Source organism: Mesorhizobium sp. C089B (genome assembly GCF_030323125.1).
In the GTDB taxonomy this organism is placed as follows: Bacteria; Pseudomonadota; Alphaproteobacteria; order Rhizobiales; family Rhizobiaceae; genus Mesorhizobium.
Map to the genome: position 1 here is coordinate 6,109,647 of NZ_CP100469.1, position 14,232 is coordinate 6,123,878.

General features: G+C 60.9%; 14 protein-coding genes and 2 pseudogenes. 6 read left to right on the forward strand and 10 right to left on the reverse strand.

All coding sequences use genetic code 11. The features are described from left to right. Nucleotides 1–123: 123 nt before the first annotated feature. Nucleotides 124–393, forward strand: a complete 270-nt coding sequence (locus tag NLY44_RS29805) for a DUF6455 family protein (protein WP_023806646.1) — start codon at nucleotides 124–126, stop codon at nucleotides 391–393. Nucleotides 394–505: 112 nt separating this feature from the next. Next, complete coding sequence (locus NLY44_RS29810) at nucleotides 506–1,054, forward strand: hypothetical protein (protein ID WP_023689275.1); 549 nt, start codon at nucleotides 506–508, stop codon at nucleotides 1,052–1,054. A 72-nt stretch (nucleotides 1,055–1,126) separates the two neighbouring features. On the opposite strand, the gene NLY44_RS29815 is transcribed toward NLY44_RS29810, so the two are convergent. After that, nucleotides 1,127–1,825, reverse strand: coding sequence for a CBS domain-containing protein (locus NLY44_RS29815; RefSeq protein ID WP_023689274.1), 699 nt, complete (start codon nucleotides 1,823–1,825; stop codon nucleotides 1,127–1,129). 148 nt (nucleotides 1,826–1,973) lie between these two features. Between NLY44_RS29815 and NLY44_RS29820 the strand changes: the two genes are divergently transcribed. Further along, on the forward strand, nucleotides 1,974–2,189 hold the full coding sequence (locus NLY44_RS29820) for a DUF1858 domain-containing protein (protein WP_023712984.1): 216 nt from the start codon (nucleotides 1,974–1,976) through the stop codon (nucleotides 2,187–2,189). Nucleotides 2,190–2,192: 3 nt separating this feature from the next. On the opposite strand, the gene NLY44_RS29825 is transcribed toward NLY44_RS29820, so the two are convergent. After that, complete coding sequence (locus NLY44_RS29825) at nucleotides 2,193–2,894, reverse strand: Crp/Fnr family transcriptional regulator (RefSeq protein WP_023806647.1); 702 nt, start codon at nucleotides 2,892–2,894, stop codon at nucleotides 2,193–2,195. A gap of 150 nt (nucleotides 2,895–3,044) precedes the next feature. Between NLY44_RS29825 and NLY44_RS29830 the strand changes: the two genes are divergently transcribed. From NLY44_RS29830 to NLY44_RS29840, 3 genes are all read left to right on the forward strand, one after another. After that, nucleotides 3,045–3,482: a pseudoazurin gene (locus tag NLY44_RS29830; RefSeq protein ID WP_023689271.1), complete on the forward strand. Its 438-nt coding sequence runs from the start codon at nucleotides 3,045–3,047 to the stop codon at nucleotides 3,480–3,482. A 102-nt stretch (nucleotides 3,483–3,584) separates the two neighbouring features. Further along, nucleotides 3,585–4,766: an NnrS family protein gene (locus tag NLY44_RS29835; RefSeq protein WP_023712982.1), complete on the forward strand. Its 1,182-nt coding sequence runs from the start codon at nucleotides 3,585–3,587 to the stop codon at nucleotides 4,764–4,766. Between the two features lie 188 nt (nucleotides 4,767–4,954). Then, nucleotides 4,955–5,452: a cytochrome b gene (locus tag NLY44_RS29840; RefSeq protein WP_023673750.1), complete on the forward strand. Its 498-nt coding sequence runs from the start codon at nucleotides 4,955–4,957 to the stop codon at nucleotides 5,450–5,452. A gap of 71 nt (nucleotides 5,453–5,523) precedes the next feature. Here the strand turns inward: NLY44_RS29840 and NLY44_RS29845 are convergent, their stop codons facing one another. The 8 genes and pseudogenes from NLY44_RS29845 to ccoP all read right to left on the reverse strand — a co-directional run bounded on the left by NLY44_RS29845 (nucleotide 5,524) and on the right by ccoP (nucleotide 14,230). Continuing rightward, nucleotides 5,524–6,393: an SUMF1/EgtB/PvdO family nonheme iron enzyme gene (locus tag NLY44_RS29845; RefSeq protein WP_023806648.1), complete on the reverse strand. Its 870-nt coding sequence runs from the start codon at nucleotides 6,391–6,393 to the stop codon at nucleotides 5,524–5,526. A 52-nt stretch (nucleotides 6,394–6,445) separates the two neighbouring features. Beyond that, nucleotides 6,446–7,552 (reverse strand): copper-containing nitrite reductase, encoded by a 1,107-nt coding sequence (gene nirK, locus NLY44_RS29850; protein ID WP_023689268.1) that lies wholly within the window; start codon nucleotides 7,550–7,552, stop codon nucleotides 6,446–6,448. A gap of 328 nt (nucleotides 7,553–7,880) precedes the next feature. After that, complete coding sequence (locus tag NLY44_RS29855; RefSeq protein WP_023689267.1) at nucleotides 7,881–8,579, reverse strand: CBS domain-containing protein; 699 nt, start codon at nucleotides 8,577–8,579, stop codon at nucleotides 7,881–7,883. Between the two features lie 66 nt (nucleotides 8,580–8,645). Then, complete coding sequence (ccoS, locus tag NLY44_RS29860; RefSeq protein WP_023806649.1) at nucleotides 8,646–8,816, reverse strand: cbb3-type cytochrome oxidase assembly protein CcoS; 171 nt, start codon at nucleotides 8,814–8,816, stop codon at nucleotides 8,646–8,648. Beyond that, the gene (locus tag NLY44_RS29865) at nucleotides 8,813–11,101 is read right to left on the reverse strand and encodes a heavy metal translocating P-type ATPase (RefSeq protein ID WP_286456207.1); all 2,289 of its coding nucleotides are present in this window, start codon (nucleotides 11,099–11,101) and stop codon (nucleotides 8,813–8,815) included. Before NLY44_RS29865 ends, ccoS begins: the two co-directional genes overlap by 4 nt. Next, a complete protein-coding gene (locus NLY44_RS29870; RefSeq protein WP_023685548.1) occupies nucleotides 11,098–11,595 on the reverse strand; it encodes a FixH family protein in 498 nt (165 codons plus the stop codon). Before NLY44_RS29870 ends, NLY44_RS29865 begins: the two co-directional genes overlap by 4 nt. Then, a pseudogene (gene ccoG, locus NLY44_RS29875) lies at nucleotides 11,592–13,150 on the reverse strand (cytochrome c oxidase accessory protein CcoG). Before ccoG ends, NLY44_RS29870 begins: the two are co-directional and overlap by 4 nt. A 217-nt stretch (nucleotides 13,151–13,367) precedes the next feature. Next, nucleotides 13,368–14,230: pseudogene (gene ccoP / locus NLY44_RS29880) on the reverse strand (cytochrome-c oxidase, cbb3-type subunit III). Nucleotides 14,231–14,232: the final 2 nt, after the last annotated feature.

The following is a 14,232-nucleotide window of genomic DNA, read 5'->3' on the forward strand; positions in this document are numbered from 1 at the left end:
TTCCGTTTGGCTTCATGCTCCCCGTCACGGCCCAGGGTTGGCAATGATGCCGCCTGTTGATCGAGATCAACGCCACCCGCCGCCAACGGCGGCAAGGATGACCGGTAGGCAGGAGTGATCAACATGACCTTTCTCGATTACCTGATTTCGGTCGACGCCAGAACGGCGCTAATGGGTCGAATGATGCGGTCGCTCGGGGTCGACAGACATCTGAAAGTCGTGGCAGACCATGCGGCAGTCACCAATCGGGCGGTGGACCGCTGCCGTTCCTGCGGGCACCAGGATGAATGCTCAACCTGGCTCGACGAACATGAGCAATCCGAGAACCCGCCAGACTATTGCCGCAACAGCGACCTGATCGCTCGACTGCAGCATGCGGCCGGGCAACGCTAGGGCATCGAGCAGGCAGCCTCGACGAGAGGTCGTGCCGTCCGTGTTTTGACGAGGGCCAACGCAAACCAAGTTTTTGCGGTTGATAAGTCTGCATTCCACAGGACCAGGCAGCTTGGACAACTTACTTTTTCTCGAAGCATTTGTGCTCTTTGTCGCACCAGGGCCTACCAACGCTCTTTTGATGGCGGGGGCGGTCAAGCGAGAGAAAGTGGTCAAGCTTTTGGCCGCTCAGGCATGCGGATACGGGATCTCATCCGCGTGCTGGTTTTCCCTGCGCCCCTTCATGTCACCCGAGGCCATTCAAATACTTAGGCTGGTAGCAGCCGGATGGCTTGTAGTTCTTGGACTGCATCTGATAACCAGCGCGCGGATCAACGTTTCCAAAAATGGCGACGCCATTTCTGTTGCGGTGACCAGTGCCCTGAACCCGAAGGCCTTTATCTATTGCCTGGCTATCGTGCCGATGAACATCGAACCGCGCGCTCTGGGGATCTTCTGGGTTGTGCTTCTGGTGATAACAGCTGCCACCGGATCGGTGTGGCTTTTGCTTGGCCGGCGCTTCAGCGGAGGCAACAAAAAGACAGAAAGAATTGCGGGCGCGGCGCTCGTTGCATTCGCCCTGTTGCTCCTTCGGCCATTGATACTTCTAGTCACGATCTGAACGCGGCGAAGCCTGGGCGAAAAGCGGGCCTATCGTGGATGCAACCTTGAAATCAGCTGGCACGGCCGCTTGCTACGAAACAAGGAGGACGGACACTGGATCGGCGCAGAAGAGACCATCCTCGACAGCTTTGACGCCGGCGACGTTTTCGGCCGCAACAATGGCTGCCCGGCGCGCGCGTTCGTCGAAGATGGCCCCGCCCAGTTTCACCATGCCATTGTTCACAGTCACGTTGACCATGTCCTTGCCAGCCCATTTCTGTGTCCCTAGCTCGGCCATGATGTTCTGCCGGATCTGTTCGTCATCGATGGCTGCAGCGGCTGCAGCCGGAAGGGCGCTAATCAATGCCCGCAGAAGATCAGAGCGGGTGATGATGCCGACGACTTTCCCGGTGTCGATGACAGGGATGCGTTTGACATGGTGACGCGTCATGAGCTCGACGACCTCGTCGAGCGATGCGGTGGGGAATGCCGTGACGACATCTTGTGACATCACCTCCTCAACCCGTCGCCCATTGGCGTGGACATATTCATCGGCGGCCGTTCCGGGGCTGACCAGAAACTGCAGCCAGCGTGAGCGCTTGCGCTGCGTGCCCAGTTCCCCGCGACGCAGGAAATCGCCCTCGCTGACGATCCCGACCAGGGTGCCGTCGCCGCGAATGACGGGAAAGCCGCTAATCTTTTTGGTGAGCATCAACCAGGCAGCGTCGGCGATCGATGCGGTCGGGTCTATGCCGACGACCGGCTTGCTCATAATGGCTTCGGCTTGCATGCCAACCTCCTCATATGGTTACTCCTATCCATATCGAGGCCGCGCGAGCTGTGCCTTGATCTGAATCATTTCTAAATTGCGTAAGCGCAACGAAGGCAGTCCGAGCCGGATTTATGAAGAGGGCTTCGCAAATCGCGGAGACGTCATCATGAAACAGTGCAGCTCGATCAACCCCGATATGGTCGTCGACGAAATCATGAGGAAATGGCCGGCAACGGTCGCTGTGGTGTTGAGACACAAGATGCTCTGCGTCGGCTGTCCGATAGGCACTTTCCATACGGTGACCGAGGCGTGCCGGGAACATCAAGTCGATGAGGGCGACTTTCTGGTCGAACTCGAATTGGCCATTCGAGGTGAACGATGACGGTCAGTCCTTTTCCCGGTTCTCGGCCAGAACCACAAGGCGATGCGCATCTTTGACCGTGACCCTCTGGCGCCCGCTGACAATTATTCCGTTCTCTTCCCATTTGCTGAGCAGCCGGCTGACGGTGTGCAGCGTCGTTCCCGTCATCTCGGCAATGTCCTGCCTCGAAATCGGGAAATCGATTTCGATGCCGCTGTCCGTTTTTCGGCCGGTCTGGTTCACCAGCCGCAGAAGCGCATGCGCAACCCGCTGCTCCACCTGTTCCGTGGACATCTCCACCACCCGCGTCTGCGTCTCCTCCAGCCTGCTTCCAACCGTCTTGTAGGTGGCTGCCCCAAACACGGGGAAGCGTCGGGACAGATCAGGCCACAGGGCGTTGGGCCAGGCCAGCACCACGCAGTCGACAGCCGCGACGGCACTTGCGGGATAGGTCGTCCGGCCAAGGGCTGCGGCGACGCCAAAGATCTCGCCTTCGCTGATGTATCTGGCGATGACCTGCTGTCCGTCCGGCGTGGTGCGGACCACCCGTATGTGCCCGGCGATCAGCACGAAGAAGGAATGGGCTTCGGCTTCCTGCGCGAAGATCGTTGAGTCTTTGGCATAGCGAGACGATCGTGCATTTCGCAGGATCTCGCTCTGCTCGTCCGGCGCCAGCCCCTGAAAGAGCGGCAGCGGCGAAATCAGCGATCGGTCCAGCGCGGCCAAGCGGATCCCTCACGGCTCTATGGTTCCGCATCAGTCTTGCGGAAGACCTTTCTTATCCCGAGTTTGCGCCAGCGCAAATTGTCCTGGGCCGCATCAGGCTAAATGGCATGGAACGGCGCAACGCCGGGAAGACGAAACAAGGACAAACCGATGAAACTCTCCATCCTCGCTGCCGCAATCTCGATCCTCGCGCTCGCCGGCGGTGCCAGCGCGGAAGAGCACGTGGTGCAAATGCTCAACAAGGGCGAAAAAGGCGCCATGGTTTTCCAGCCAGCTTTCGTCAAGGCGGCGCCCGGCGACACCGTCAAGTTCGTGCCGACCGACAAGACCCACGACGCCGAGTCGATCAAGGGCATGCTTCCGGATGGCGCTGAGCCTTTCAAGGGAAAGCCCAGCGAGGAAATCACCGTCACGCTGACAAAGGAGGGTGTCTACGGCGTCAAATGCGCGCCTCACTACGGCATGGGGATGGTCGCGCTGATCGTTGTCGGCAAGCCGGTCAATCTCGATACCGCCAAGGCGGTAAAGCATCCCGGGAAGGCAAAAACGGTGTTCGCCGACCTGTTCACCCAGGTTCCTGCCAACTGAGAGCAATCGATACAGGCATGCCTGCCGCATAAAGGGCGGGCACGGGCCGGACGGACCGAGGGCGGCGGTTCATCCGGCGCTGTTCATTTGGAGATACAAATCATGGGAATTCCACGCCTGCGGGCCTACGCCGGGCCTGCACTTCTTTCCTATGGGTTCAGGCCCTTCTTTTTGCTCGGGTCGCTGTATGCTGCGCTGTCCGTTCTGCTTTGGCTGCCGATCTATGCCGGCGAACTCGATGCCCACAGTGCGTTTCTCCCGGTCGACTGGCACATCCATGAAATGTTGTTCGGCTATCTGCCGGCGATCGTTACCGGGTTCTTGCTGACCGCCATCCCGAACTGGACCGGCCGGGTGCCGGTGCAAGGCCTGCCGCTGCTGGCGCTGGTTGTCCTGTGGCTCGCCGGTCGTGCCGCTGTCTTCTTCTCGGCCGATATTGGCTGGCAAGCAGCCGCGTTGATCGACGGTTCTTTTCTGCTTGCGGTCAGTGCTGCGGCGGCACGCGAAATCGTCGCGGGGCGGAACTGGCGCAATCTCAAGGTGCTGCTGCCGCTTGCCGTCCTGGCCGGCGCCAACGGCGCCTTCCACATCGAGGCGCACCTTCACGGCACATCGGACGTCAGCCGAAGGCTCGGCATGGCCGCGGCGATCATGCTCATTTCACTGATCGGGGGGCGCATCATTCCAAGCTTCACCCGCAACTGGCTCGTCCGCGAAAATCCTGGGCGGCTGCCTGCGCCGTTCGACCGTTTTGACGTCGCCTCGATAGCCATCTCGGCGATCGCCCTCGGAGCATGGACGTTCGCCCCCGGCAACAGCGCCTCAGGGATGCTCATGGCCGTCGCCGCAATCTGCCAAGCGTGGCGTGTGTCGCGGTGGGCAGGCGACCGCACATTCCGGGACCCGCTCGTGCTCATCCTTCACGTGGCTTATGCCTTCGTACCGCTCGGTCTTGCCCTGCTTTCGGCGTCGTTCTTTTTTCCTGGCATCGTGCCGGTCGCAGCTGGGCTCCACGCGTTGGGCGCCGGCGCGATCGGGTCGATGACGCTCGCCGTAATGGCCCGAGCGACGCTCGGACATACCGGCCGGCAATTGCGGGCTGGACGACTAACAACTTTTGTCTTTGCAGCTATTCTGGTCGCAGCCTTGTCGCGCGTCCTTGGCGTTTTTGTCCCCGATGAGGCCATCATTAATCTCGCCGGTGCTGCATGGGTACTGGCATACGCCGGCTTCCTTCTGACTTACGGCGTCGCATTGACGACGCCGAAGGCTCATGCCGTTTGACGGCTACTCCATGCCAAGCGAAGGCGGGATAGCGCCGCCATTCCCTTACGGCTGCGCATCGCCTGGCGCCTTACAAATCTGTAAGCTTTCGGCCGCAATTCCGGGAGCATTTGAGCCGAATAACGCCAAGGTCCCTCGTTATTCAGTATCGCGACTGCGAGGCTGTTCGAATTGCAAGAGGAATCAAAATGGCAGAAACCAGATTTGGATATTCAGCTTATCAAATTGCGCTTCATTGGATCATAGCAGTGCTGGTGTTATTCCAGCTGTTCTTTGGCGAGAGCATGACGAACGTGGTTGACGCGGCCGAAGATGGAACCCTCGTCTCCCCAGTCGACCAGACATTGGGCTCTACCCACTACTGGGTTGGGGTTTCGATCCTGGCCCTCGTCACGGTCCGGCTGATAATGCGCTTGGTAACGGGTGCTCCCATGCGTGCGGAAGGCGGCACTGGCTGGATGCAGGTCGCCGCGCGGATCTCGCACGGCCTTTTCTATCTGCTCTTGCTCGCAACGCCCATTGTGGGACTTCTCGCCTTCTACGTTGGTGACCCATGGGGCGACATCCATTCGCTCAACAAGCCAGTATTTATGGTCCTGATTTCCGTCCATGCCTTCGCGGCACTGTTCCATCAGTACTGGCTTCGCGATGGCACACTTAGGCGGATGCTGTCGCCCCGCCGATAGGTCTGGCCTGTCAAACAAATCGCCGCCAACGCAGGCACATCGGGTTGCCAGAATCTGACGGGAGTTTCCCGTCAGATTACGCCCAAATGGGTGAGAACATCGTTCGCCCAGCCCGACGAGTCCCGGACCAGCCTGAACCCCAGGTTGTCGGGAGGGGTTCCGACGGCGCAGCCACCGCTTTTCCCGTCGCCGACGAAGTTCGACATGTACGCCCTGTGAAGCCCTTCAAGGACGTGGACGCCGCAATTGTCGACCGAACTCACGACATCGGTCCCGTCCGCAGCCAACGTGGTGCGGACATAGCAGGTCGAAGTCCACTCCCAGACGTTGCCGGAAAAGTCGGCGAGGCCTAAGGAATTCACACCAAAGGAGCCACGGCTCCTGGGCAAGGGGTCCGGTTTGCGATTGAGGTCCACCTCGGCCTTGTAGCTGGTGAGCCAACGCCTGGCGGGATTGTTGGTATCGTTTTCGACACCCTCAAATTCCCCTGCAAACCGCTCGGCCGCGGCAAACGCCCACTCCTCATCGGATGGCAGCCGCCAGTCGTCGCCTATCGCCTTCGAATACCATTGGGCGTAGGCATTGGCGTCGAGATAGCTCACTCCGGTAGCGGGAGCATCGGGCGCGATCGCGTGCGTCTCCTGTGCCGGCTGACAGCCGCCAGCCGCCACACAGCTCGCATAGTCTGACGCGCTGACCTGATAGGTCATGATTTCGATAGGTTTATTGAACTGTCGGCTGAGCCGCGGATTTGCTTGCGGGCGCCCATTCCTCAGGAACTCGCCCGGCAGGGGATATGTGATCGAACCGGGGACCAGGGTAACTGTCGTGGCGGCAGGGTAGGACTGTCGATGTCCGTTCCGGCCGATGGCAGACAAGCCCATCGGAACCGATGCAGCCGCCATGGCGACCGAGACAACCTTGACGATGAGAGGTGACATGGCTTTTGTCCATGCCCGGACAGCGACGCTGTCCGGGCAAATTGGAGTGCCGTCAGTTGGTGGCGATGGGTTTAGGCGCCTCGACCTGCGTCATCAGGTCGTCATCCCATTCGCCCTCCACCATGAAGTGAGCGGTCGCCCCGAGTTCCACAGCTTCGATCAGATTGTGGTTGACGTAAGCGTAGACACCGGGCTGCAGGAACGTATAGAGCGCCGAGCCTGCCGAGCCGCCGCGGATGAACCAGGTTTCCAGATCCTTGGCCGGCGGATTGGCGAATTTTCCTTGTTCCCAGACATAGTCACCGTGTCCACCGATGAGATGCGGCCGCGTATCGCGGTTGGCCTGCGAATGGACGATCAACACGGTCTCGCCGACCTTCGCCTTCATGGCGTTGTCGCCGGTCAGCGAACCGGCCCTGCCGTTGAACACCACATGCGTCGGGATCAGCCCGCGCATGACCTTGACGATGTCGTCGTAGCCGTCGCCTGCCGATTCATAGCTCTTGTAATTGCCCTTCTCATCGCGCGGAATATAGAAGTCGCTCTCGCCGATATAGAAGATCTTGTCGTATTTGACCGGCTCGCCCTTGTCGTTCCTGAGCCCGTCGCGCGGCAGCACCATGATGGCGCCATTCATGCCGGAGACGACGTGCCACGGGATCATCGGTCCGCCGGGAGCACAGTGATAGACGAAAGTTCCCGTTCGGGTTGCCTTGAAGCGCAGCGTCACCTGTTCGCCGGGATTGATCAAGGTGAGGGCGCCGCCGCCCAGCGCACCCGTCGCTGCGTGAAAATCGATGTTGTGGGCTAGCGAGTTGGTGTCGGGATTGATGAGCGTCAGCTCGACATAATCGTCTTGGTGGACGACCATCAGCGGGCCCGGGATCGAGCCGTTATAAGTCATTGCATTGAGCTGCGTCCCGTCGGCGTCGATGACCATCGGTTTCTCCTCGATCGTGATGGTGAATTCGACGATCTTCGGACCGCCTTTGGCGATCTGGTCGTGCGGATGCACAAAAGGCGGTGCCACGAGCTTGACCTTGTCGCGGGGAAGTCCTCGAATGTCTGCTTTCGTCACCGTTGCCGACAGTGCGGGCAGTGCCGCCACGGCGGCAGCGCCAATCGCTGCTCCGAAGAGGGCTTCGCGTCGCGTGATCATATCAATCTCCTATCTCAACCGTTGCGGATGAGCAGAAGCTAACTGACCTGACGCAGCGTTTCTTTGCGCTGGCGCAAATTGGTGAGTGTTAATTGGAGCAACAAACAGCCTCGACTGCGGCAATCTTGTGCGTCAAGAATGGTCGAGCAAGTCCCGCTCGGTTTCGAGCTTGGCGATGGACGGGCGTCTTCGCTGCCGACAGCGTGCTCGCCAACCATGACGGGCGCTATACGCTGGAGGAACTCGCCGACAGCCTCATGTCTAAGTGATGTGGGAAGGGAGCAGAACGCCAAGGGACGCTGCTTGGCGTCCCCGCTTTTTTCCGCAGCTATGAAACCATCACCGAGAGCGGATCTGTACGGAGGAAGAGGCTGTCCTTGACTTGTCCGACGCCGGCAACGTTCTCCGCCGCAACGATCGCGGCTTTCCGTTGACGCTCGTCGACAATCGCCCCGGTCAGTTCGACGACGCCGTCGCTGACCCTTACATCAATCAAGTCACCGCCGCCCCACGATTGTCCCTGCAGCTCGGCAAGTACGGCCTTGCGGATCAGGTCGTCATCGGGTGGCGTGGTGCCCTGTTTCGGCATGGCGCGGATCAGGACAGGCAGCAAATCAGTTCGCGTGATGATGCCGACGACCCTGTCCCGATCGACAATCGGCACATTGTTGATGCGGTGTTGCATCATCAAGTTGACAATCTGTGCAATTGAGGCGCCTGGAGACGCCGAAATGACGGCTGTGGTCATCACCTCATGGATGATCCGTCCGTTCGAGCGCGCATAGTCTTCGGCGACTGTGCCCGGGCCAAGATCAAACTCCAGCCAGCGCGGACGCACACGCTGGGTCCCAAGTTCTTCTCGGCGCAAGAAGTCGCTTTTGCTTACAATTCCAACGAGGGCACCGTCGCTGTCGGTTACCGGGAGGCAGCTGACTTTGTTTGAAAGCATGAGCTCGGCCGCTTCGGCGATCGTCGCGTTCGCATCCGTCGTGATGACTGCTTTCGTCATGATGGCTTCGGCTAGCATCCTTACCCTCCTGATCTTACGTCGGCCGACGATGGGACATCCCGACCCGCAGCGCTTTGATCTGAGTCACTTGGAGCGAGGAGCATTCTCCGCGCCGTCGTCGCGGTCGATTAGAATGCGCTCCGCAGCGCCATCGAGATCATCGTACTGGCCGCTTCTCAACGCCCACAGGAACCCGCCCAGGCCTAGCGCGCCAAGGAAGAGGGCGACCGGGATGAGGTAGGCAGGGGTCGTCATGAGGATCGCGAGAATTCGTTGACGCCGGATCCTCTGGAGGTCCGAACCACTTTCGCCGGCGAACCTGGCATGGAACGCCGCAAACGCATTGCATTGCCAATGACAAGCAGCGATGACGCCGACATGGCAATCGCCGCTATCAATGGCGTGACGTGCCCGAGAATGGCGATCGGCACGGCGACAGCATTGTAGACGATGGCGATCGCGATGTTCTGGCGGATCAGGTTTCCCGCGTTGCGCGAAACGTCCAGCGCCAGCGGAACCGCCATGAGGCTTTCGCGCAGGAAAACGAAGTCGGCTGCATTGCGGCCAATGTCGGCGGCGGTGGCCGGTGCGATCGAGACATGGGCCGCGCTCAGCGCCGGCGTGTCATTGAGGCCATCGCCGACCATCAAGACCTTATGTCCATCGCGTCTAAGGGACTCGATGCGTTCAACCTTGCCGGATGGCAGCAGACACGGAACGAAGTCGCCGACACCCAGCATTTTCGCAACATCCTGGCAGGCATGGGCGGTATCGCCTGACAGCATTTCCACCGCTATTCCAGCGTCGTTCAATTGCTGGACGGCAGCCCTGGCGTCGGCACGCAGCGCATCCTCGAAGGCGACGGTAGCAACAATCAGCCCATTCCTGGTCAAAACCGTTCCGCCATAGCCATGCTTGCCTTCGCCACCGGTCCGGGCTTTCCATCCCGCCCATCCGCGCCGACCCAGTCGCCAGGTGGTCCCGGCGTGGGTGGCTTCGATTCCGAACCCTGCATGCTCGCTGACGGTATCGAATGTGAGTTGCCCGCTAGAAGTGGCAAAACCGGAGATGGCCTTTGAAAACGGATGACGCGAATGTGCGGCCATGGTGGCCGCAATCATCAACATTGCCGGATCGATCGAGGCCGCGTTGACGAGCCGGGGCTGTCCGAGCGTGAGCGTGCCGGTCTTGTCGAACACAGCCGTATCGACCGTAGCCAGGCGCTCCATGGCCGACCCATCCTTGACCATGATGCCGTGGTCGAACAGGCGCCGCGCCGCGACCACCTGGACGATCGGCACGGCGAGGCCGAGCGCACATGGGCATGTGATGATCAGAACGGCAATAGCGATGGTGATCGCCCGGTGCCAGTCGCCAGTCACCGCCATCCAGCCTAGGAATGTCGCGAAGGCGGTGAGATGAACCACCGGGGCATAGAGCGCTGAAACACGATCGGCGATCCGGCGATAGTGGGCGCGACCGCCCTCCGCGGCTTCCATCAGCCGAACCATTTCTGCCAGGAACGAATCCTTCGCGGCGGCTGTGGCCTCGATCGTCAGCGGACCGGTAAGGTTGAGCACGCCGGCCTGCACAGTATCTTCTGGCGCCACGCTTCTGGGCGTGCTCTCGCCGGAGACCAGGGAGCAGTCGACGTCGGATGTCCCGCGCGCAATCCTGCCGTCGACAGGGATTCTTTCGCCGGCTGCAATAAGCAACTGCATCCCTGGTTCGATCTCGCCAACCGGCAAATAGTCGCGTGCGCCGTCGCCGCGCAACACCATGGCGCCGCGCGCGGCCAACTGCGACAGACTCTTCACCGCGGTGCGGGCGCGCTCGCGCATCACGTGATCGAGCGTGCGGCCGATCAACTGGAAGAACAGCAGCGATACCGACGCGTCGAAATAGGCGTGGTCGCCATGGGTGATCGTCTCATAGAGGCTCATGGCGTAGGCCAGCGACACGCCGACAGCGATCGGCACGTCCATATTCATGCGGCCGTGGCGCAGCGCAGTCCACGCCGACTTGAAGAAGATACCGCCGGCGAAGGCAAGGGCGGGAATGGCGATCAGCGCGGAGACCCAGTGGAACAGGTCGCGGGTGGCGCCCTCGGCGCCGGACCAGACCGACACCGAGAGCAGCATGATGTTGCCCGCCGCAAAGCCGGCAACGGCGACGGCGCGGATGAGCTCCGATAACGTCCTGTCCTTCGCATCGGTGTCGGCTTCGAACAGATGTGCCTGGTAGCCCAGGCGCCCGAGCACTGCGACCAATGGTGGAACCTCATCGCCGCGCCACTGGACCGAGACCCGCTTCGTTGAAAGGTTGACGCGGGCGGCCTGGACGTGATTGAGCTTTCCCAACGCGGTCTCGATCATCTGGATGCAGGCGCCGCAGTGAACCGTCGGTACCGACAGGTCGGTCTGATGAAGGTCATCGCCCAGCGACCGGCTCGCCAGCCTGACCTCCTGGCTTGACGGCAGGACCGAAGCGGGGCTGACCAGATCCAGCGCCATTTCAGCGCCCGGCGCGCAGCAGCTCATTTCAGCACCCCTTGGGAAATCATGACCCTGCGCACGTCGCGATAAGGTTTTGCCAGGCCGGCATCGGCGTCTATTTCGATGATCCAGACACCATCCCTTGGCACGTGTTGTGCTGCAAACTCCTGGCCAGAGACCAGGGCGAGCGTGACGGACTCATCCTCTTTCTCGTAAGCCGGATGGCGAAACAGCACCTTCACGCCATGCAGGGAAACCGGTTTGCCCGCGGCGTCGATGATGCGATAGCGGACTTCGCCCCATGCGATGGTCAACTGGCCGGTCCAGCCAAGCGCTGCCTGCGCACGGCCTTCCTCGGCCTTCTTGTTGAATTGCTGGCTCGCCACATAGGTATTTTCGACGACAAGGCCGGTCCAGCTTGTGTTGGCAAGCGTCGCCATCGTGAGATTGACCGCGATGACCACGCCGAAAAAGGCAAGGACGGTGGCCAACATGTGCCTGCCGGTGAACTCGCGGGGTTTTCGCGTGGTGGCGTTCATCTGGCGATCTCCGGCGCATTGAAGGTGGCGGTGTATTCGTTGGACTCGAAGCTGACCTTGTCTTCGACGCGGAATGTGAAGGTCTGCGCCTGGCGATTAATCTGATCGGCGGGCAGGCGCACGAAAACCTTCAGCATCTTCAGCCGGTCGGGTTCGACCTGGACCGCAAAGGAGCGATCGGCGGGGAGGTCGACGCCAACGATGCTCATCTCCGCGCCTGGCAAACCCCGAGGGTGACGATAATCGTTCTCGGTTCGGGGATCATGTTCAAGAGCTTGACGGTATAGCCATTGCGGATCGAGCCGTCCGAGAGCGTCACGAATTGCGGGTTGCGGTCGTGCAGGACATTGATTTCGAGCCGGTCGCGCGTCAGCAGCGAAAAGAGCAGGCCCAGCCCGATCAGCGACCACATGGCCATGTAGACATAGGTTCGTGGCCGAAAGATCTTGTGGATATGGAAATGCGCCACCCTGTCCGAAAACACGCCGTCATCCGTCCTGACCAGCGACGGATCGACCGAGCTGGCGCCGCCGGCGGTGGCCAGCATCATGTTGGCGTTGTAGTCGGAGAGCGTCGCGTAGGAGATCAGTCCTCGCTCCTTGCCGAGTTTATCCATGACGCCGTCGCAGGCATCGATGCAGAGCGCGCAGGTGATGCATTCGAGTTGCTGACCGTCGCGTATGTCGATCCCCATCGGACAGACGGCGACACAGGCATTGCAGTCGACGCAATCGCCGACGGGATGCCCTGCGGCAAGAACCTTCTTGGCGTGACGGGTGCGCGGTTCGCCGCGCCAGTCATTGTAGGTGACGGTGAGCGAGCTCTCGTCGAGCATGGCTGCCTGGATGCGCGGCCAAGGGCACATATAGGTGCAGACCTGTTCGCGCATCAGCCCGCCAAACGTGTAGGTCGTCGCCGTCAGAACCGCGACGGTGATGTAGGCGACAGGCGCTGCCGTGCCGGTGAAGAGTTCGCCGACCAGCGTCGGCGCATCGGCGAAATAGAAGATCCATGCGCCACCAGTCGCTGCGGCTATGACCAGCCAGATGACGTGTTTCGATGCCCGCAGCACGAGCTTGCGGGTGGTCCATGGACCGGCATCGAGCCGCATGCGCGCGTTGCGGTCGCCCTCGATCGCGCGCTCGACGACCAGGAACAGATCGACCCATACGGTCTGTGGGCATGTGTAGCCACACCATGCACGGCCGACGGTTGACGTGATCAGGAAAAGACCGACGCCGGCCATGACCAGAAGGCCGGCGACATAGTAGAATTCCTGGGGCCATATCTCGATGAAGAAGAAATAGAAGCGCCGGTTGGCGACATCAAGCAGCACCGCCTGGTCGGGGGCAAACGGACCCCGATCCCAGCGCAGCCACGGCGTCAGATAGTAGATGCCCAGCGTGATCGCCATCACGATCCATTTAAATCGGCGAAAGCTGCCCGAGGCCCGCTTCGGGAAGATCTTCCTGCGCGCGGCATACATTGGCTGGCGCACCTTGGCGGAGTTGACCGCCTCAGCCTCGAGCCGTTCTACCTGCGTATTGTCCAGCACTGGTTTCTCCCGTCGCGCAACTCGTGATTTCGCCGGGGTAAATGTCCTGGCTGGTGCAGTCAGGTCAGCGAAATGCAGCGTGGATCGGATTGTGCCGCCGACCGGATGGCGCCGCGTTGATGCAGGTCAATCGCCGGGTACACGCAAACAGATCGAGGCCCGGCAGAGCCGGGCCTCGTCGCTTGGACGGTGAAGGGCAGGGAATAGGCCCCCGTTCCTATTCCCCACCGCCAAGCGAATGCACGTAAACCGCAAGTTCCTTGACCCTGGTTTCGCCCAGGCGCGCGCCCCAGGCCGGCATCACGCCCTGTTTCGGTGCGGTTACCTGGGCGGCGATGGCGGCTTCGCCCGATCCGTAGAGCCAGATGGCGTCGGTCAGATCAGGAGCGCCGAGTTCCTTGTTGCCCTTTGCATTGTCGCCATGACAGGCCACGCAGTTTTCGGCAAAGACCTTGGCGCCGGGCGCCACCAACACCTGATCGCTGACGGTTTGGGACAGGCTGGCAATATAGGCGCTGACCTGTTTGATCTGATCGGCAGTGATGATGTCGCCAAAGGCCGGCATTTCGGACAGGCGCGTATCCGGATCGGAGGCGAAGCGAATGCCATGTGTAACCGTCTGCTGGATCTGGTCCGCCTTGCCGCCCACAGCCAGTCGTCGTCGTTGAGGTTGGGGAAGCCCTTGGAGCCCTGGGCGCCGGAGCCATGGCACTGGACGCAGTTGAGCTTGAACGCGGCACCGCCGGCGGCGACGGCGAATTCGCGCAGCGTGTCGTCCGCCGCGATCTCCGAAACACTTTTCGCTTCTATCGCGGCGACATATTTGCCCTTGGCTGCTTCAGCCTTGGACAACTCGTTCCCGACATCGCTGCGGCTGGAATAGCCGAGCACACCCTTGGTCGCCGTGTGCAGCAGAGGCCATGCCGGATAGACGATCGTGTACCCGATCGCCCAGACTATGGTGATGTAGAACGTCCAGACCCACCAGCGCGGAAGCGGGTTGTTGAGCTCCCGGATGCCGTCCCACTCATGACCGGTGGTTGAAACACCAGAGATTTCATCGATGTGCTCCTCGCTCATGA